Genomic DNA, 19,635 nt, shown 5'->3' on the forward strand with positions numbered 1-19,635 from the left:
CGGCGGGCGACGGGCCCGGTCAGCCCTCGGCGCCGAGCGACCAGGTCGCGGTCGGATGCTCGGTGAGGTCGCCGAGCAGCGCCGAGACGAGCGTCGCGGACGGGACGTCCTGCAACACGACGGTGAGGTCGGGCCCGGCGACCACACGCACGTCCCCGGAGCGGACCATCGCCTGCAGGGGCCCGCGACGCAGGCGCACGTCGGTGACGCGGGCGAGGAAGACGTCCTGTCGGTGTCGCACCAGGAGCCCCCGGCGCGCGATGATGCGGCGCGTCGTGATCGTGTACCGGTGCCCGAGCCAGGCCAGGTACGGCAGGAGGACCAGCAGCACCACGGCGGCGACCGCGCCCGCGAGAACGGCGATGTTCTGCCACTCCTCGGCGAACGAGCCGTAGAACCAGCCGAACGCGCCGCTCACCGCGAACAGCACGAGCACGGGCAGGATGAGCCGCCTGCCGTGGGGGCGCATCCGAGCGAGGATGCGCTCGGGCACGGGGGCGGTCTCGGAGCTCAGCGGCGCGAGCGGCCACGGGTGAGGCGACGCGGATGCGCCGAGCACCGACTGCTGCTGCGGCGGACGGGCGGCCTGCTGAGGCCGTGCCGCACCCCAGCCGAAGCGCTCGGTCGACGCCTGGTCGTTCGCGGCGATCCGCTGTCGACCGGCCTGGGGACGCGGATGCGCGACCGTCTCGCCGTACGCGGAGCGGTCGTCCCACGCGCCGTCGCCGAAGGCCGACGTGAGGTCGTCGGTGTCTCCAGCGGACTTCGGCATGCTGCCATTGTGCGGGCAGTTCCCCGATTTCAGCTGTCGTTGTGCCGGAGATGCGTGATATCGCCCGCCGAGACGATCAGCCGGCCGCCGCCGGTCTCCTCGACCTCGAGTCGTCCGAGGGCGTCGAGCGCGACCGCCGTCCCCTCGCGGACGGCGCCGTCGGGCAGCTCGACGCGCACCCGGCGGCCGAGCGTGGCGCTCAGCTCGCGGGCCGCGGCGAGCAGTCCGCTGCGCTCGGCGTCGCCGCCCGCGGCGACCAGGTCGTGGTAACGCGTCGCGAGCTCGCGGAGGTAGGCGGCGAGCACCGCGTCCGTCGACAGCTCGTCGACGCCCTCGAGCGCCAGCGAGGTCGACACAGGTGTGGGCAGCTCGTCGTCGGAGAGGGTGAGGTTGAGGCCGGCGCCGATCACGGCGCCGCGGCCGTCCGGCAGCGCCTCGCCGAGGATGCCCGCCACCTTGCGGCCCCCGATGAGGACGTCGTTGGGCCACTTCATCCCCGTCGCAGGGCGGTCGCCGTCCTCCGGCCGCACGAGCTCGCGGACGACCGACGTCATGGCGACGCCCGAGATCAGCGGCAGCAGCCCGATCACCGCGGGCGCGACGGTGGCCGGCGCCGGCCGCACGAGCACCGAGACGGCGAGCGTCCTCCCGGGCGGCGCGATCCAGACCCGGCCCAGGCGACCGCGCCCCTCGGTCTGGTCGTCGGTCGCCACCACCGAGAGGTCGGGCCAGTCCGCCGCGGCGGGTCCGCTCGCCCAGGCGACCAGGTCGGCGTTGGTCGAGCCGGTCCGCTCGAGCCACTCCAGGCGCGGGACCAGCGAGGACGACAGCGGCATGGGCATGTTCCCACGCTACCGTTTGTGGGTTTCGTCAACGAGGAGGCGCAGGAGCGCGACTGTAGAGTGAACGGCGTGACCGACGACCAGACCACGACTCCGCCCGACCTCTCCACCACGGCGGGCAAGCTGGCCGATCTCCGCGACCGCTATCACGAGGCAGTGACCGCGTCGGGTGAGGCCGCCATCGCGAAGCAGCACGCCAAGGGCAAGAAGACCGCGCGCGAGCGCATCGAGGCCCTCCTCGACCACGGCAGCTTCGTCGAGCTCGACGAGTTCGTCCGCCACCGCACCCACGCCTTCGGGATGGAGCGCTCCCGCCCCTACGGCGACGCCGTCGTCATCGGCACGGGCACCATCCACGGCCGCCAGGTCGCCGTGTATGCGCAGGACTTCACCATCTTCGGCGGCTCCCTCGGCGAGGTCGCCGGCGAGAAGATCGTGAAGATCATGGACCTCGCGCTCAAGACCGGCGTCCCCATCATCGGCATGCTCGACTCGGGCGGTGCGCGCATCCAGGAGGGTGTCGTCGCGCTCGGGAAGTACGGCGAGATCTTCCGCCGCAACACCGCGGCGTCGGGCGTCATCCCGCAGATCTCGATCGTGATGGGCCCGGCCGCGGGCGGCGCCGTCTACTCCCCCGCCCTCACCGACTTCGTCATCATGGTCGACAAGACCAGCCAGATGTTCGTCACCGGCCCCGACGTCATCAAGACGGTCACCGGCGAGGACGTCGGAATGGAGGAGCTCGGCGGAGCCCTCACCCACAACAAGGTGTCGGGCGTCTCGCACTACCTCGCCAGCGACGAGGACGACGCGCTCGACTACGCCCGCGCCCTCATCGGGTTCCTGCCCGACAACAACCTCGCCGAGCTCCCGGTCTACGACGCCGAGGTCGAGCTCGAGACGACGGATGCGGATCGCAAGCTGAACACGATCATCCCCGACTCGACGAACCAGCCCTACGACGTGCACTCGATCATCGAGCACATCGTCGACGCGGGCGACTTCCTCGAGGTGCAGCCGCTCTACGCGCCGAACATCGTCATCGGCTTCGCGCGGGTCGAGGGCCGCTCGGTGGGAGTCATCGCCAACCAGCCCAACGTCATGGCGGGCACTCTCAACATCGAGGCGGGCGAGAAGGCAGCCCGGTTCGTACGCTTCTGCGACGCGTTCTCCATCCCCATCCTCACCCTCGTCGATGTGCCCGGATACCTGCCCGGCACCGACCAGGAGTGGACCGGCGTCATCCGCCGCGGCGCGAAGCTGCTCTACGCCTACGCCGAGGCGACCGTGCCGCTCGTCACGGTCATCACGCGCAAGGCCTACGGCGGCGCGTACATCGTCATGGGGTCGAAGCAACTCGGCGCCGACATCAACCTCGCCTGGCCCACCGCCGAGATCGCGGTGATGGGCGGCCAGGGCGCCGTCAACATCCTCTACCGCGGCGAGATCAAGCGCGCCGAGGAGGCCGGCGAGGACGTCGCCGCCGTGCGCACCCGCCTGGCCAACGAGTACACGTACAACGTGGCGTCGCCCTTCCTCGCGGCCGAGCGCGGCGAGCTCGACGGCGTCATCGAGCCCGCGGCCACCCGCGTCGCGGTCGTGAAGGCGCTGCGCGCCCTCCGCACCAAGCGGGCGAGCCTGCCCCCGAAGAAGCACGGCAACATCCCCCTCTGATCCCGGGGGTCCACGCCGCCCGCCTCACCGGGCTTTGTCCAGGAATCCGTCGCGAATCGCGTTGAAAGCGACGGTTTCCTGGACAAACCCCGGGGTGCGGGACGGGCGGGTTACTTCGGCGAGGAGTTCGAGCCGGCGCCCGCGAGGGTGCGGACGAGGGCGACGGTCTCGCGCGTCGTCATCCCCGGCAGGTACGCCTTGCCGATCGCGGTGCCGATGGTGGGCAGCGCCAGCGGGTCGGGGTACGCCATGTGGATGCCGACGTAGGTCGGGTTGAACTTCGACTTGAAGCGGAACAGCGTCGAGAAGCCGTAGGCGGGCTCGAGGGTCTTCGCGAGGAAGTCGAGCAGCTCGGTCATCACGGTCGGCGCCGGCGGCTCCTCGCCCTTCGGCACGGGCGCCTTCGCGAGCGGCGCGCCCGAGAGGCTGAGCACCTCGATGCCCTCCTCCTTCATGTGGAGCGCCGCCGAGGCGATGAGGAACTCCATGGTCCCGTTCATCGACTGGTCGGCGCGACGCATGAAGTCGATCGTGTAGCCGATCGGCCGTCCGTCGCGGTAGACCGGGAGCCAGCTGGTGACACCGTGGATGCGCCCTTCCGGGTCGACGGCGAGCATCAGCTTGACGTCGGGGTCCTTGATCTCCTCGAGCGCGCCCAGGGTGAAGCCCATCTCGGGCAGCTCCTTCTCGGACACCCACGCCTCGGAGATGGCGTTGATCTGGGCGATCGTGGCGCGGGGCAGCTCGTCGTAGGTGGTCCAGACGGTGGTCATGCCCTCCTTCGTGCCGCGGTTGAGGGCCGAGCGCACGTTCTGCCAGGGCTTGCCCGTCATCTCGAGCGTCTGCGGGTGCATGAGCGTCTCCTCGCCCACCGACATGTGCTGCCAGCCCATGCCCGTGAAGACGGGGAGGAGGTCCTGGTGCACGCTGTAGAACACGGGGATCCAGCTGTGCCGGTCGCAGTACGAGGCGAACTCGCGGATCGTGCGGTCCTCCTCACCGGGCGCGCACACCGGGTCGGACATCGTGATCGCGACCCCGTTGATCACCCGGTATGCCACGGCCGCCTGGCCGTCCTCGCGGAACCAGTAGACGTTGCCGGGCCAGGTGGTCATCCAGCCGAGCGTGCCCCCGCCACCGCGGCGGAGCAGGGCGCGGATGCGCTGGTGGTCGCCCACGGCGACGGTGCGCTCGTCGGACCGCATGAGCCGGACCGCGCCGATGGCGAACGCGGCCCAGAAGACGGGGCCCACCCACTGGAAGAGGACGAGGGTGATCGGGTTCGTGGGCACCGGGATGGCCGCGATGATGCCGAGCGCAGTGGCCGGGAGGAACCGGCGCCAGACGTCGGGCACGAGGGCGCCCGGGGAGGTCTCCGGCGAGAACTCGCCGATCGTGACGAGGGCCGACACGTAGTAGGCCACTCCCAGGACGACGAGGACGATCGCCATCGTCACCCAGAAGCGGATCACGGCCTCGCGCGGCGCGGGGTTCCAGAAGCGTTTCCGGGTCACCACGAGGAGGACGATGACGGCGACGGGCACGAGCACGATCGAGCCGCCGAGGACGAGCATGTCGCCGATGTCGAAGCCGCTGAGGTCGGCCTGGTCGAACAGCGGACCGAGCAGGCCGTAGTACAGGGCGGCGAGCGACGCGCCCATCGCGGCGAGCGCCGCGTTCGTCACGAGCGCGAGGCCCCACGCGAAGCGCCGGCCCCGGCGCAGCCCGTAGGCCGCGACGAGGAGGAGCGCGATGGGCACGAAGGTCATCACCACGGCGCCGACGCTGTCGAGGGCGCTGAACGCCGTCAGCTGGGCGCAGATCTCGGCGCTGCTGATGCCGCAGGTGTCGGCGAGGTCGGTGGCGGAGGGGAAGACCTCCGGTCCGAACAGGCCCGAGATCAGGCTGAGCGCCCCGAGGTTGTCGACGTCGGGGTGCAGGTAGGTGATGAGCGGACCGATCGCGGTGACGACGACGATCGTGGCGATGAGCACGCGCGACTCCGCGAACGAGCTGCGATGCCAGGTGAGGTGGCCTCGGCGCGGGGAGATGATCCATCCGATCACCAGGCCCGCCAGGGCGGCGATGAGCTTGTAGACGCTCGACGTGTCGCCGTCGTAGAGGACGAGCATGGCGAGCAGCGCGAACACGGTGAGTCGGAGGCGGCGCCGCCAGAGCGGCCCCATGAAGGCGGTCGCGGCCATCAGTGCGCCCGCGACGGGCGTCAGCGGGTCCATCGTGAGGTCGGCCGAGGTCCCGTCGGACCACCACTCGCCGGCGACCGACCCGAGCCACTGCACGACGACACCGAGCCCCACGCCGATGACGCCGGTCACGACGAGCACCACGACCATCCGGATGCGTCCGAGCAGCCGCTCGGCGATCCCGAGCAGGCCCACGGAGAGCACGATGCCGGCGATGAGCTGAGGCGGATCCCACGGGATGAAGGGCGCCGTGAAGATCGTGTACCAGCGCCCCTGGTCGATGGTCGTGGTCACACCGGCGGCCCAGGCCTGCAGGGTGGGACCGCTCGGCTCGCCGAAGAACGTGCCCGCCGCGAGCGCGGTCGCCACGAGGAGCACCGCGAACCCGAGGGAGAGCGGGATGGTCGTGAGATACCTGCGCAGAACCGTCCAGGTCGTCAGCATCCAGGGCCCCCTTGTCGTCGTGACTAATGTAGCCTCGTCGGTGTGAGCGACTCGACCGCGCAGTACCCCCCTTCCGGCATCCGGGTCCTCACCGCCGGGGTCACCCCGGAGGAGGTCGCTGCGGTCACGGTCGTCGTCGAGGCCGCCGTCGCCGCCGAGCTCGAGTCGTTGCACGACGAGCCGGCGATCGCGCCCTCCGCCTGGAGCCGCAGCCAGCGCGCGCTGCGCCCGCCGCTGCAACCGGGTCGTCACGCCTGGCGCTCGTTCGGCAGTGCCTCCTGAGCGCCGCTTCCTGAACGTCGGTTGGACGATTCCTGAACTCCTTGCAGGAAATGTCCTCCTAAATCCCTACTGACGGGGCCTTTCGATGACGGCAGCATAGTCAGTGCTAGGTGTCTCTCAGTCTTCGACCCGAGGAACACCGCCGGGCATCCGCTGAACAGGGTAAGCAGGCGGATGCTTGGGGGCGAGTCAGGGCGGTATTCGGGTTATCGCCCTGACTCGGAGTCTTCGCGAAGGGGTCGGCCGTCAGGTCGGCCCCTTCGTCGTCTCCGGCCCCTTCGTCGTCGGCGGCCCGGAGTCACGCGCGCCTCGGGATCTCCAGCCACAGCGTGACGGCATCCTCCTCCTCGTCGGGCTGACGGGAGAGGCCGACCACGGTGACGGCCACGTCGTCGTCGGCGGCTCCGGTGCGCACGACGAACCGATCGGCCTCGCTGCCGCCGATGCGCTCGGCGATCTCGGCCATGATGCGCGACCGGTCGTCGTCGTCCAGGTCGTCGATGCCCCCCTCATCGAGCAGACTCACCTCCGCTCCGCGCTGTCGCGCGGCGGCGACCACGCGGCGCACCTCGTCGTCGAGCAGGCGACGCCCGCGGATCTCGTCACGCAGGGCGGCCTCGAGCCGGAAGCACTCGGCGCGCTCCTCGGCATCGAGCACGCCGCCGGTGGCGACGATCCGCTCGAGCAGCGGCGTGGCCACGGTGGACATCATCCGCACGCGGTCGCCCCGCTCGCTGCGCTCCGCCTCCTCGCGGGCGTGCCACTCGACCGCGCGCCGGGCCGCCCGTTCGTAGAGCCGGGCGTCGCGCGCGGAGAGCCCGATCGCGCGCGTGGCCGCCTGTCCGACGGCCACGAAGACGGCGCTGCCGACCACGCCCAGGGTGGTGAGGGCGACCGGGTCATCCGCCCAGATGAACACCGTGAGCGCGAGCACGATGATGCCGCCCCAGGCGAACCAGGCCCGCTGACGCACCACCACGATGGTCATCAGCGTGCCCACGGCGGCGATGGGCCAGGTGGCGTAGCCGTTGTCGGCGCGCGGGTCGAGCTGGTTGAGCACCAGGATGAGCATCACCACCGACACGGCGCCGTCGCCGGCCGCCAGCCAGGGTGGCATCCGCTGACGTCGCCCCGGCCAGAGGCTGACCAGGGTGGCCAGCGCGTACAGCACCATGGCGACGACGACCGGCCAGGGCGACTCCGGAGTGCGGAGCGTGTAGAGGCCGAGCAGCACGTGATACGCCGAGATGGCGGCGGCCAGGAGGATGAGGAGCAGACGCGGGACGACGATCACCGTCTCGCCTCCTCGTCGCCGTGAGGCCGCCAGGAGAGCGCGACGCGCGTGCCGGCACCCGGCGCGGAGGCGATGTCGGCCTCCCCGCCGACCGACCGCATCCTCTCGACGACCGTGACCCGGAGACCCAACCGATCGAGCGGGACGTCGGCGAGAGTGAACCCGGCCCCCGTGTCGGCGACGACCACCCGCACCCCGCCGTCCGCCCGGGTCACGACGACCTCTCGCTGGACGGGGCGGGCCAGCACGGGTGCTCCCGGCGGTTCCGCGTGCAACACGCTGTTCTCGACCGCCTGTGCCGTCGCGGCGCAGAGGGCGTCCGCGATGCGGGCCGGGATGCCCGGGGGCACGTCGCGGGCGTCGAACTCGACGCCGGGCCGGGCCGCGGTGAGGCAGCGCAGCCGCTCGAGGAGGTCCGGCCCGGACTCCGTCGGCTCGACCGGCGCCGCATCCGCCGTCGGCGACAGCCCGGTGCCCGCGGCATCGAACGCGGCGGAGGCATCTGACCCGGACGCCACGTCATCCGAGGCGCCCAGCTCGCGCAGTTCGTCGAGCGCCCGCGACGCCATCGCGACCGCCACGGCGCGCTGCTCCTCCCCCGACGCGCGGGCGGCGGCGAGGAGCGACGCCAGCACCCGGTCGTGCACGATCGAGTCGATGCGTGTCCGCTCGAGCTCGACCGCGTGCTGCCGAGCAGCGACGGTGTAGTGGGCGATCGCCTGCGCCTGGGCCGCATCCACCTTCGACGCCGCCGCCCTCAGCGTGCCGATCACCACGACGACGAACATCCCGATGATGACGCTGTAGGCGGTCTCGATCGCGACGGGGATCGGCGTCGCCGCGCCGCCGGCCGGCGACAGACGCAGCGCCACGTAGATCGCGGCCACCGCCAGGGCGTATCCGCCCGCGATGAAGGGCGGGACGGCGATCGCCGCGGCAGCGATGGCGAGGCTGAGCACGTACCAGATCCACGGCTGCACACCCTCGGCCGCGGCGGGATCCGGCACTCCGAGCGGCCAGAGCACCATCATGAGCACGAAGCTCACCGCCACGGCGCCGGCGCTGACCCGGACCCCGCGCCGGAGGACCGAGCACACCGCGGCGGCGGCGATCACCACGATCCACCAGGTGGGTGTCACCACCGCCCAGACGGGGCCGACGCCCTTCGCCGCGCCCAGCATGGCGGGGATCGACTGCACCGTGAAGACGAAGCCGAACAGCGCGACGAGCCGGGCGAGGATGGTGTCGATGCGCTCCCTGGTCGACACCCGGGAGCGCGTGGTGTCGAGTCCCCCGATCAGCGTCCGCACCCCCGAGCCGCGGCGCTCCGTCGCGCGGGTGCCCCGAACGGCGCGGGTGGGCCGGGTGCGTCGCGCACCACGACCGGACCGATCGTCCGGGGCCCCGTCGCCCGTCATCCGTTCGTCACCGGTCGTCGGTGCGCTCGTCGAGCGCGAGGATCCCGTCCTCCACCGCGCGGCGCAGCAGCTCGATCTTCGAACGGGCGGGCCTGCCCACCTCGACGTACTTGGCGCGGATGCGGTCGAGGTACTCCTTCGCGGTCGAGACCTTGATGTTGAGCCGCGCCGCCACCTGCGACAGCGGCAGTCCCGAGGCGTACAGGTGCAGCACATCGCGCTCGCGCTGCGCGAGCTGGGCCTTGCCGAACTCGCGGTCGGCGTCGATCGCGCTGGCCCACTCGAGGTTGTTCAGCACCCCGCCCCGCGCCACGGTGCCGATGGCGTCGATCATGGTCTTGGTCGGCACGGCCTTGGGGATGACCCCCGCCGCCCCGGCCGCGAGCGCCTCCCGCACCAGTCCGACGCGGTCGGCGATGCTGTGCACGAGCACGGCGGCCCCGAGCGAGAGGGAGTGCTGCACGTTCTCTGTGACGGTGAAGCCGTCGCCGAGGCTGAGGTCGAGCACGATCACGTCGCAGGCGCGGCCGTCGAGCGCGGTCCACAGCTCGCCGACCGACGCGGTGGCGGCGATCACCTCGTACCCGGCGTCCTCGCACGCGGCGCGCACGCCCAGCCGGACGGACTCGTGGTCGTCCACGATCGCCACGCGGATCAGGTCGTCTTCGTCTGCCATGTCATGGTCCCCTTCTCCACATCCTAGGAGGGCGGCGCTCGGCACGTCGGCTCAGGCCCTGCGGGACATCACCGCGATCCGGAGGTCCGGAGGGGATCAGTCGGCCCGGGTGAACGTGCCCACGGTCTCGAGGTGGTGGGTGTGCGGGAAGAGGTCGAACGCCCGGGCGCGGTCGAGCGTGTAGCCGGCCTCGCCGAACAGGGCGACGTCACGCGCGAACGCCACCGGGTCGCAGGCGACGTAGACCACCTGGGCCACCCCGAGGCGCGTGAGCGACCCGACCACGGCCTTGCCCGCTCCCGACCGCGGCGGGTCGAGCACGACGGTCGCCGCCGCGAGCCGCTGCCGCTCGGCGGCGGACGCGGTGCGCTCCACCCGGTCGAGGTAGCGGTCGACGCGGGCGGTCAGCGCGGAGGCGCCCACCCAGTCGGCGAGGTTCTCCTGCGCGAAGTCGGTCGCGACGGGATCGCTCTCGACACTGGTCACGCGGGTGGCCCGACCGAAGCGATCGCCGAGCGCGGCGGCCAGCAGTCCGACGCCCCCGTACAGGTCGAGGTTGGCGGCGGCGGGGTCGAAGCGGTCGGCGTCGACCGCCTCCTGCACCGCGGCGGTCAGCGCCGCCGGCGCTCCGCGGTGCACCTGCCAGAAGCCCGTGCGGGCGACACGGAAGGCGCGGTCGCCCACCCGCTCCACGATGGGGTCGTCGTGCCGGCCGGAGGAGATGAGCACGTCGCCGTCGGCGGTCTCGGCGAACGAGACCTCCCCGCCCTCCGAGCGCGCCGACGACCCGGCGCGCGCCTCCGCGAGCGCGGCGGCCTCGATCGCCGGGGTGGCCAGCGGATGCGCGTCGACGTCGATCAACCGATGCGACCGGGCGGCGTACGGGCCGAGCGCGCCGCGACCGTCAGCATGGAGTGTGAGCCGGGTGCGCCAGCGGAGGCCGTCGGTCCCGCCAGCCCCGTCGGTCCCGTCGTCGCCCGGGAGCGCGGCTACCTCGACGACGCGCTCGATCCTGCCCTGGCGCTTCAGCGCATCGGTCAGCACATCGGTCTTCAGCGCGCGCTGGTGCGCGAGGTCGATGTGGCCGAACTCGGCGCCGCCCGCGCGATCCTCGGGAGCGCGCTCCACGGCCGCGGCCGACCAGACGTGCGGGCGTCGGTGCGGCGACGCCTCGAGCACCTCGACGGTCTCGGCGCGCCAGAACGACGACTTCCGGTCGTCGGTCACGCGCGCGAGCACCCGCTCGCCCGGAAGGGTGTCGGAGACGAAGACCACGCGGCCGTCCAGCCGGGCGACCGAGACACCCCCGTGGGCTACGGTGAGTACGTCGAGCTCGACGAGCCCGTCGGTCGTTCCAGCCATGCATCGATCGTCTCACGATGCGATGCCTCCCCGCGAAGGCAGCCGTGCGCCTCTACCTCGCCTCCACCTCCCCGGCCCGACTCGCCCTGCTCCGGCAGATCGGCATCGAGCCGGTGGTGATCCCGCCCCTCGTCGACGAGGAGGCGGAGGTGGCGAAGGCCGAGGCAGAGACCGGCCCGCTCTCGCCCGGCGCCATGGTGCAGCTGCTCGCCCGCCTCAAGGCGGAGGCGATCGTGGGTGGCGAGGTCGAGGGGGAGCCGATCGACGGCTTCATCCTCGGCGGCGACTCGGCGTTCGAGTTCGGCGGCGTCGCCTACGGCAAGCCGCACCGTCCCGAGGTGGCGCGCGACCGCTGGCTGGCCCAGCGCGGCGGATCGGGTGTGCTCCACTCCGGCCACTGGATCGTCGACCACCGCGGCGGACGCCGGCACGACGGGGCCGGCCGCGTCGACGAGGCGCGGTTGACCTTCGCCGACGACATCACCGACGCCGAGATCGACGCGTACGTCGCCTCGGGCGAGCCGCTCCTCGTCGCGGGTGCGTTCACCATCGACGGCCTCGCGGCCCCGTTCATCCGCTCGATCGAGGGCGCACCCTCGGCCGTGGTCGGGATGTCGCTGCCGGTGGTGCGCGACCTCCTCCGCGGCTTCGGCGCCGACTGGACATCGTTCTGGAACCGCTGACCGCATCCGGATGCGAGAGGCCGTGTTGTAGACACGGTGACTGATCGAGGGTCGATCTTTATGGCGTTCCGCCAAAACGGATCGGCGACCCCCCAATAGGCTTGGTTCTCATGCCGCGTATCACGAAGGTCCTCGTCGCCAACCGTGGAGAGATCGCCGTCAGGGTGATCAGAGCGGCCCGGGACTCGGGGATCGGGTCCGTGGCGGTCTACGCCGACCAGGACCGTGACGCCCTGCATGCGCAGCTCGCCGACGAGGCGTACGCCCTCGACGGCTCGACGAGCGCCGACACGTACCTCGTGATCGAGAAGATCCTCTCCGTCGCCCGCCGTTCCGGGGCGGATGCGGTGCACCCCGGCTACGGCTTCCTGGCCGAGAACGCCGACTTCGCCCGCGCCGTGATCGGCGCCGGCCTCACCTGGATCGGCCCCTCCCCCGACGCGATCGAGCGCCTGGGCGACAAGGTCTCCGCCCGTCACGTGGCCGAGAAGGTCGGCGCGCCGCTGGCGCCCGGCACCCTCGACCCGGTGAAGGACGCCGGCGAGGTGCTCGACTTCGTCGCCGAGCACGGCCTGCCCGTCGCCATCAAGGCGGCGTTCGGCGGCGGCGGTCGCGGACTCAAGGTCGCGCGCACCCTCGAGGAGGTGCCCGAGCAGTTCGAGTCGGCCACCCGCGAGGCGATCGCCGCGTTCGGCCGCGGCGAGTGCTTCGTCGAGAAGTACCTCGACCAGCCCCGCCACGTCGAGACGCAGTGCCTCGCCGACGAGCACGGCAATGTCGTCGTGGTCTCCACCCGCGACTGCTCGCTGCAGCGCCGCCACCAGAAGCTCGTCGAGGAGGCGCCCGCGCCGTTCCTGTCCGACGAGCAGATCGCGCTGCTCTACTCCGCGTCGAAGGCCATCCTCCGCGAGGTGGGCTACGTCGGCGCCGGCACGTGCGAGTTCCTCGTCGGGAAGGACGGCACCGTCTCCTTCCTCGAGGTGAACACGCGTCTGCAGGTCGAGCACCCGGTCTCTGAGGAGGTCACGGGCATCGACCTCGTGCGCGAGCAGTTCCGCCTCGCCGAGGGCGGCGTCCTCGACTACGCCGACCCCGCCCCTCGCGCGCACTCGTTCGAGTTCCGCATCAACGGCGAGGACCCTGGCCGGAACTTCCTGCCCGCCCCCGGGCCGGTGCACGTGTTCAAGCCCGCCGGCGGCCCCGGCGTCCGCGTCGACTCCGGCGTGCAGGCGGGCGACGTCATCAGCGGCGCGTTCGACTCGCTGCTCGCGAAGCTCATCGTCACCGGCGCGACCCGCGAGGAGGCGCTCGAGCGCTCCCGCCGCGCACTCGCCGAGTTCGAGGTCGCCGGGCTGCCCACCGTGCTGCCCTTCCACCGCGACATCGTCACCAACCCCGCGTTCACCGCCGAGGGTGCCCCGTTCTCCGTCTACACGCGCTGGATCGAGACCGAGTACGCCAACCCCGCAGAGCCGTGGAGCGGCTCGCTCGACGAGCTGCAGGAGCCGGCCGAGCGCCGCACCATCGTCGTCGAGGTGGAGGGGAAGCGCATCGAGGTCGCGCTCCCCTCGCGACTCGTCGCCGCGGAGGCGCGGTCCGTCGCGGCCCACGGCGGTCGCTCCTCGGGCGCGGCGCCGCGCCGCCGCGGAGCGGGCGCGGGCGGCTTCTCCGTCGCGACCGGCGACTCGGTGAAGGCCCCGATGCAGGCCACCGTGGTGAAGATCGCTGTCGAGGAGGGCGCGCAGGTCGTCAAGGGCGACCTCGTCCTGGTGCTCGAGGCGATGAAGATGGAGCAGCCGATCACGGCCCACAAGGACGGCACGGTCGCAGACATCGCCGCCCAGGTCGGCACGACGGTCCCCTCGGGTCAGGTCCTCCTCACCATCGCCTGACCCGCGCCGGGCATCCGCCCCTCGGTTTCGCTGCCTCTCTGACCTTCCGCTGCGCCATTGACCGCGCGACACGTCACCGAGGCAGCGAGACCACCTGGGGGCGGGTCAGAGGACGATGTGCATGGCTCGGGCGGCGTCGGTGATGCTGCCTGAGAGCGAGGGGTAGACTGTGAAGGCGCGGCTCACCTGGTCGACGGTGAGGCGGTGCTCCACCGCGAGCGCGATGGGGAAGATCAGCTCGGACGCGTTCGGCGCGACGATGACGCCGCCGATCACGGTGCCGGAGCCGGTGCGGGCGAAGATCTTCACGAATCCGTCGCGGATACCCATCATCTTCGCGCGCGGGTTGGACGACAGGGGCAGCTTGTAGATGTCGCCCTGGGCGATGCCCTCCTCGATCTGCCGCTGCGTCCATCCCACGGTCGCGATCTGCGGCTGCGTGAAGATGTTCGACGCCACGTTCCGCAGCTCGGTCGGGGTGACCGCGTCGCCCATGGCGTGCAGCATCGAGGTGCGGCCCTGCATGGAGGCGACGGAGGCGAGCGGGAGGAAGTTGGTGCAGTCGCCCGCCGCGTAGATGTTGGGCACGCTGGTGCGCGCGACGCGGTTGACGCGGATGTGACCCGACTCGGTGAGCTGCACGCCCGCCTCGGCGAGCCCGATGCCCTTCGTGTTCGGCACGGCGCCGACCGCCATGAGGCAGTGGGAGCCCTCGACGGTGCGTCCGTCGGACAGGGTGGCGACCACGCCGTCGTCGGTGGCGACGACGGAGTCGGCGCGCGACTTGGAGAGGACGGTCATGCCGTTGCGCTTGAAGACGTTCTCGATGACGGCCGCGGCGTCCGCGTCCTCACCGGGGAGCACCTGGTCGCGCGAGGAGATCAGCGTCACCTTCGAGCCCAGGGCGTTGAACGCGGAGGCGAACTCGGCACCGGTGACACCGGATCCGACCACGATGAGGTGCTCGGGCATCGAGTCGAGGTCGTAGAGCTGCTTCCAGGTGAGGATGCGCTTTCCGTCGGGCATGGCCGTCGACAGCACGCGGGGGCTCGCTCCCACCGAGACGACCACGGTGTCGGCGTCGAACTGGTCGAAGTCCGTCCCGCCGGGTCCGGTCGAGACGACCACCGACGACGGGCCCTCGAGCCTGCCGTAGCCGTTGACGATCTTGACGCCGGCGCGCACGAGGCTGGCGCGCTCGTCCTCCGACTGCTGCCGGGCCAGTCCCATGAGGCGCTTGTTGACCTGCGCCAGGTTGATGGCGACGTCGGGCCGGATCGGGCGGCCCTTCTCGGTGCGGGCGAAGAACTGCACGCCGATGTCGGCGGCCTCGCGGATGCCGTTGGTCGCCTCGGCGACCGCGATCAGGCCCTTCGAGGGCACCACGTCGGTGAGCACCGCCGAGCCGCCCACCCCGGTCGACTCGACCAGCACCACGTCGGCCCCGAGCTGAGCTCCGGCGATCGCCGCCTCGTATCCGCCGGGGCCGCCGCCGACGACGACGACCTTCTGCTTGCGCTCGAACTCATAGGCCATGCAGGCCATTCTGCCAGGGCGCGGGCCGCCCCGATCCGGCCCGGCCCCGCCCCGAGCCGTGAACGGATGACGAACACTCACCGGCGTTAGGCTGTGGTCATGGCAGGCAGCATCCCCAACCCCCTCGACAACCCCGACACCGACCCGTTCGAGGTCGCGAAGGAGGCGGCGGAACGGATCGCGGAGCTGACCGGTGTGACGCGTCATGACGTCGCTCTCACGCTCGGCAGCGGCTGGGGCAAGGCGGCCGATCTGCTCGGCGAGACCGTCGCCGAGATCCCCGCCACCGAGGTCGTCGGCTTCAGCGCGCCCGCGGTCGTGGGGCACGTCGGCTCGTTGCGCTCCATCCGCCTGCCCGACGGGAAGCACGCGCTCGTCATCGGCGCCCGCACGCACTACTACGAGGGCCACGGCGTGCGCCGCGTGGTGCACAGCGTCCGCACGGCGGCCGCGACCGGCGCCTCGGTCATGGTGCTCACCAACGGCGCCGGCGGCATCAAGGAGCACTGGACCCCGGGCACCCCCGTGCTGATCAGCGACCACATCAACCTCACCGCCGATTCGCCTCTCGAGGGCGCGACCTTCATCGACCTCACCGATCTCTACGCCTCGCGCCTCCGCGACGCGGCTCGGGCGGTGGCGCCCGAGCTCGACGAGGGCGTGTACGTGCAGTTCCGCGGGCCCCACTACGAGACGCCGGCCGAGGTGCAGATGGCGAAGACCATCGGCGGCCACATCGTGGGCATGTCGACGGCGCTCGAGGCGATCGCGGCCCGCCAGGCCGGCATGGAGATCCTCGGCTTCTCGCTCATCACCAACCTGGCCGCGGGCATCCAGAAGACCCCGCTCAGCCACGCCGAGGTGATCGAGGCCGGCAAGAACGCCGAGGCCCGCATCGGCGACCTGCTCGCGAGGGTCGTCGGCAGCCTCTGATGAGCACCATCCGCACCACCGGCGACGACGCCGATCAGTCCCGCGACCCCGGCACACCCGACCAGCAGGAGCGTCCGAACGACCTCGAGCAGCTCGTCGAGGCGGCCGCCGCCTGGATGGCCCAGGACCCCGACGAGGAGACGCGCGCCGAGCTCTCGGCCATCCTCGACGGCGTGGGCACCAACGATCCGGATGCCGTGGCCGCCCTGCGGTCGCGCTTCGGATCCCGGCTCGGCTTCGGCACCGCGGGCCTCCGCGGCGAGGTCGCCGCGGGCCCGAACCGCATGAACCGCGTGCTCGTGTCGCAGGCCGCGGCCGGTCTCGCCACCTACCTCCTCGACCGCGCGGCGCCGGGCGTCCGGCCCTCGGTGGTGATCGGCTACGACGGCCGCCGCAAGTCCGACGTGTTCGCCCGCGACACCGCCGAGATCATGGCGGGCGCCGGCGTGCGCGCCGTGCTGCTGCCCCGCCTTCTGCCCACCCCGCTCGTCGCCTACGCGGTGCGCGAGCTCGGGGTGAGCGCCGGCGTGATGGTGACGGCCTCGCACAACCCGCCGCGCGACAACGGCTACAAGGTGTACCTCGGCGGCGATGATGAGGGCTCGCAGATCGTGCCGCCCGCCGACGCCGACATCGCGTCGCACATCGAGCGCTTCGCCCGCTTCGGCAACGTGCTCGAGCTGCCCCGCTCGTCCGACTACGAGATCGCCGACGAGGCGCTCATCGAGCGGTACGTGGAGGCCACCGCCCGCGTGGCGTCGGGCGATCCCGCCTCGCGCGGGCCGCTCCGCGTGGTCTACACCGCGATGCACGGCGTGGGGTGGGAGACCCTCTCGCGCGTGCTCACGGAGGCGGGCTTCGAGCAGCCCGTGCTCGTCGACGAGCAGATCGCGCCCGACAGCGCCTTCCCGACGGTCGTGTTCCCCAACCCGGAGGAGGTCGGAGCCCTCGACCTCGCCTACGCGTACGCGCGGGAGTCGGGCGCCGACCTCATCCTCGCCAACGACCCCGACGCCGACCGGCTCGGCGTCGCCATCCCCGACCGCGCCGCGCCCAGCGGCTTCCGCCGTCTCACCGGCAACGAGGTCGGCCAGCTCCTCGGCTGGCGCGCCGCCGAACGGGCCGCCGCAGCAGGTGTCGTCGACGGGATGCTGTCGTGCTCGATCGTGTCGTCTCCTGGTCTCCGCGCGGTGGCCGAGGAGTACGGGCTCGGCTTCGTCGAGGCGCTCACCGGCTTCAAGTGGATCTCGCGGGTGCCCTCGCTCGTCTTCGGCTACGAGGAGGCGCTCGGCTACCTCGTGAACCCCGAGACCGTGCGCGACAAGGACGGCATCTCGGCCGCCCTGGCCGTGCTCGACCTCGCCTCGACGCTCGCCTCAGAGGGACGCACGCTCGCCGACCGGCTCGACGACTTCGCCGAGCGCTTCGGGGCCTTCGGATCGTCGCAGATCTCGCTGCGCGTGACCGACCTCTCACGTATCCGCGAGCTCATGGCCGAGCTGCGAGCCACTCCCCCGACCGACCTGGGCGGGTTCCCCGTCACCTCGATGGAGGACCTCGCCGCCGCGGCGGGCGACGCCCCGACGACGGATGCGCTGCGCTTCGACCTCGGGTCGGCGCGCGTGATGGTGCGCCCCAGCGGCACCGAGCCCAAGCTCAAGGTGTACGTCGACGCATGGAGCGCCGAGGGCGACCTCGTCGCCCGCAAGACGGCGGTCGCCGAGGCGCTGCTGCGGCTCGAGGCCGACCTGCGGGCGCGCATCTCCTGACCGGCCTGGCCTCGACAGGGCCAGGCCGTTGCGGCCCCGCCATCGCACGCACGGCGTAGCGTGGAGGGCGTCCGCCACGTCACGAGGGAGACCGCATGCCCACGATCGCCGACACCATCGTCGAGACCATCCACGCCGCCGGCGTCGAGCGGGTCTACGGCATCCCAGGGGACTCGCTCAACGGGTTCACCGATGCGCTGCGCCGCTACGGCAAGGTGGCGTGGCAGCATGTGCGGCACGAGGAGGCAGCGGCGTTCGCCGCGTCGGGCGAGGCGGCGATCACGGGCGAGCTGGCGGTGTGCGCGGGCAGCTGCGGGCCGGGGAACCTGCACCTGATCAACGGGCTCTACGAGGCCAATCGCTCCCGCGTCCCCGTGCTGGCGATCGCCGCGCACATCCCGATCTCCGAGATCGGCACGAACTACTTCCAGGAGACCCACCCGCAGGAGCTGTTCCGCGAGTGCAGCGTGTACTGCGAGATGGTCTCCGACCCCAGCCAGATGCCGCGCCTGCTCGAGATCGCGATGCGCACCGCGCTCGAGCGTCGAGGCGTCGCCGTGCTCGTCATCCCGGGCGAGCTGTTCCTCGAGCAGAGCGAGGGCCGGCGGTCGACCACCCCCATCCGCACGCTGCCGCGTGTGGCACGGCCGACGGATGCGCAGCTGGCCGAGGCGGCGAGCATCCTCGACGCGGCAGAGAACGTGACCATCCTCGCGGGCGCCGGCGTGGAGGGCGCCCACGGTCAGCTCCTCGAGCTCGCCGAGAGGCTGCAGGCGCCAATCGTGCATGCTCTGCGTGGCAAGGAGTTCGTCGAGTACGACAACCCGTACGACGTGGGCATGACGGGGCTCCTCGGCTTCTCGTCGGGCTATCGGGCGATGGAGTCGTGCGACGCTCTGCTCATGCTCGGCACCGACTTCCCGTATCCGCAGTTCTTCCCGTCGAAGGCGAAGATCATCCAGCTCGACATCCGCGGCGAGCAGCTGGGCCGCCGCACGCCGGTCGACCTCGGGCTCGTGGGCAGCGTGGCCGACACCATCCCCGCGCTGCTGCCCTTCCTCGGCGAGAGGAAGTCGTCGCGCCATCTCGAGCGGTCGCTCAAGCACTACGCGAGCACGCGCAAGGAGCTCGACGACCTCGCGGTCGACGATCGCGGGCGCACCCCCATCCACCCGCAGTACGTCGCGAAGCTCGTGAGCGAGCTCGCCTCCGACGATGCGGTGTTCCTCCCCGACGTCGGGAGCCCCGTCGTCTGGGCCGCCCGTTACCTGAGGATGAACGGCCGCCGCCGTCTCGTCGGCTCGTTCTCGCACGGCTCGATGGCGAACGCGGTCTCGCAGGCGGTGGGCGTGCAGAGCGCCGCTCCCGGTCGCCAGGTGGTGGCGCTGGCGGGCGACGGCGGCCTCGCGATGATGCTCGGCGAGCTGCTCACGCTGCGGCAGAACAAGCTCCCCGTGAAGGTCGTCGTGTTCGACAACTCCTCGCTCAACTTCGTCGAGGTCGAGATGAAGGCCGCCGGCTTCGTCAACTACGGCACCGAGCTCGACAACCCCGACCTCGCCGCGGTCGCGTCGGCGGTCGGACTGTTCGCGCGGCGGGTCGAGAAGCCGGGCGACCTCGAGGACGCCCTGCGCGACGCGTTCGCCCACGACGGCCCGGCGCTGGTCAACGTGGTCACGGCGCGGCAGGAGCTCTCCATCCCGCCCACCATCACGGCCGAGCAGGTGAAGGGCTTCACGCTCTACGCGCTGCGGACCATCATGTCGGGGCGCGGCACCGAGCTCATCGACCTCGCCGACACGAACGTCTTCCGCCGCCTCTTCTCCTGACGCACCCCGCCTCGTCCCTGCCGGG

At 71.9% G+C, this 19,635-nt stretch carries 15 protein-coding genes; 7 read left to right on the plus strand and 8 right to left on the minus strand.

What is annotated here, in order from left to right; translation table 11 throughout:
* Window positions 1-19: 19 nt before the first annotated feature.
* A complete protein-coding gene (locus tag ACFJGV_RS05675; protein WP_378147503.1) occupies window positions 20-772 on the minus strand; it encodes a PH domain-containing protein in 753 nt (250 codons plus the stop codon).
* A 29-nt stretch (window positions 773-801) separates the two neighbouring features.
* A complete protein-coding gene (locus ACFJGV_RS05680) occupies window positions 802-1,614 on the minus strand; it encodes a biotin--[acetyl-CoA-carboxylase] ligase (RefSeq protein ID WP_378147505.1) in 813 nt (270 codons plus the stop codon).
* 60 nt (window positions 1,615-1,674) lie between these two features.
* Here ACFJGV_RS05680 and ACFJGV_RS05685 point away from each other — a divergent pair, with 60 nt between their 5' ends.
* Window positions 1,675-3,288: an acyl-CoA carboxylase subunit beta gene (locus ACFJGV_RS05685; protein ID WP_378148642.1), complete on the plus strand. Its 1,614-nt coding sequence runs from the start codon at window positions 1,675-1,677 to the stop codon at window positions 3,286-3,288.
* A gap of 110 nt (window positions 3,289-3,398) precedes the next feature.
* On the opposite strand, the gene ACFJGV_RS05690 is transcribed toward ACFJGV_RS05685, so the two are convergent.
* Window positions 3,399-5,936, minus strand: a complete 2,538-nt coding sequence (locus ACFJGV_RS05690; protein ID WP_378147506.1) for a bifunctional lysylphosphatidylglycerol flippase/synthetase MprF — start codon at window positions 5,934-5,936, stop codon at window positions 3,399-3,401.
* A gap of 42 nt (window positions 5,937-5,978) precedes the next feature.
* Between ACFJGV_RS05690 and ACFJGV_RS05695 the strand changes: the two genes are divergently transcribed.
* Complete coding sequence (locus ACFJGV_RS05695) at window positions 5,979-6,218, plus strand: acyl-CoA carboxylase epsilon subunit (protein ID WP_378147508.1); 240 nt, start codon at window positions 5,979-5,981, stop codon at window positions 6,216-6,218.
* A 298-nt stretch (window positions 6,219-6,516) separates the two neighbouring features.
* Here ACFJGV_RS05695 and ACFJGV_RS05700 read toward each other — a convergent pair whose 3' ends face one another.
* The 4 genes from ACFJGV_RS05700 to ACFJGV_RS05715 all read right to left on the minus strand — a co-directional run bounded on the left by ACFJGV_RS05700 (window position 6,517) and on the right by ACFJGV_RS05715 (window position 10,968).
* Window positions 6,517-7,512, minus strand: coding sequence for a hypothetical protein (locus ACFJGV_RS05700; protein ID WP_378147510.1), 996 nt, complete (start codon window positions 7,510-7,512; stop codon window positions 6,517-6,519).
* Window positions 7,509-8,822, minus strand: a complete 1,314-nt coding sequence (locus ACFJGV_RS05705; protein ID WP_378147512.1) for a sensor histidine kinase — start codon at window positions 8,820-8,822, stop codon at window positions 7,509-7,511. Before ACFJGV_RS05705 ends, ACFJGV_RS05700 begins: the two co-directional genes overlap by 4 nt.
* A gap of 115 nt (window positions 8,823-8,937) precedes the next feature.
* Window positions 8,938-9,606: a response regulator gene (locus ACFJGV_RS05710; protein WP_378147513.1), complete on the minus strand. Its 669-nt coding sequence runs from the start codon at window positions 9,604-9,606 to the stop codon at window positions 8,938-8,940.
* Between the two features lie 96 nt (window positions 9,607-9,702).
* Complete coding sequence (locus ACFJGV_RS05715) at window positions 9,703-10,968, minus strand: class I SAM-dependent RNA methyltransferase (protein WP_378147515.1); 1,266 nt, start codon at window positions 10,966-10,968, stop codon at window positions 9,703-9,705.
* Window positions 10,969-10,985: 17 nt separating this feature from the next.
* Here ACFJGV_RS05715 and ACFJGV_RS05720 point away from each other — a divergent pair, with 17 nt between their 5' ends.
* Both ACFJGV_RS05720 and ACFJGV_RS05725 read left to right on the plus strand, forming a co-directional pair.
* On the plus strand, window positions 10,986-11,651 hold the full coding sequence (locus ACFJGV_RS05720; protein ID WP_378147516.1) for a Maf family protein: 666 nt from the start codon (window positions 10,986-10,988) through the stop codon (window positions 11,649-11,651).
* Window positions 11,652-11,761: 110 nt separating this feature from the next.
* Window positions 11,762-13,543: a biotin carboxylase N-terminal domain-containing protein gene (locus tag ACFJGV_RS05725; RefSeq protein WP_378147518.1), complete on the plus strand. Its 1,782-nt coding sequence runs from the start codon at window positions 11,762-11,764 to the stop codon at window positions 13,541-13,543.
* Window positions 13,544-13,648: 105 nt separating this feature from the next.
* On the opposite strand, the gene ACFJGV_RS05730 is transcribed toward ACFJGV_RS05725, so the two are convergent.
* Window positions 13,649-15,079, minus strand: coding sequence for an NAD(P)H-quinone dehydrogenase (locus ACFJGV_RS05730; protein ID WP_378147520.1), 1,431 nt, complete (start codon window positions 15,077-15,079; stop codon window positions 13,649-13,651).
* A 99-nt stretch (window positions 15,080-15,178) separates the two neighbouring features.
* Here ACFJGV_RS05730 and ACFJGV_RS05735 point away from each other — a divergent pair, with 99 nt between their 5' ends.
* The 3 genes from ACFJGV_RS05735 (at window position 15,179) to poxB (ending at window position 19,610) form a co-directional block, all read left to right on the plus strand.
* Window positions 15,179-16,012 (plus strand): purine-nucleoside phosphorylase, encoded by an 834-nt coding sequence (locus ACFJGV_RS05735; RefSeq protein WP_378147522.1) that lies wholly within the window; start codon window positions 15,179-15,181, stop codon window positions 16,010-16,012.
* A gap of 116 nt (window positions 16,013-16,128) precedes the next feature.
* Complete coding sequence (locus tag ACFJGV_RS05740; RefSeq protein WP_378148643.1) at window positions 16,129-17,781, plus strand: phospho-sugar mutase; 1,653 nt, start codon at window positions 16,129-16,131, stop codon at window positions 17,779-17,781.
* Window positions 17,782-17,876: 95 nt separating this feature from the next.
* The gene (gene poxB, locus ACFJGV_RS05745; RefSeq protein WP_378147523.1) at window positions 17,877-19,610 is read left to right on the plus strand and encodes a ubiquinone-dependent pyruvate dehydrogenase; all 1,734 of its coding nucleotides are present in this window, start codon (window positions 17,877-17,879) and stop codon (window positions 19,608-19,610) included.
* The last annotated feature ends 25 nt before the right edge of the window (window positions 19,611-19,635 follow it).

Origin of the sequence: Cnuibacter sp. UC19_7, from assembly GCF_042699995.1 — a bacterium.
In the GTDB taxonomy this organism is placed as follows: Bacteria; Actinomycetota; Actinomycetes; order Actinomycetales; family Microbacteriaceae; genus Cnuibacter.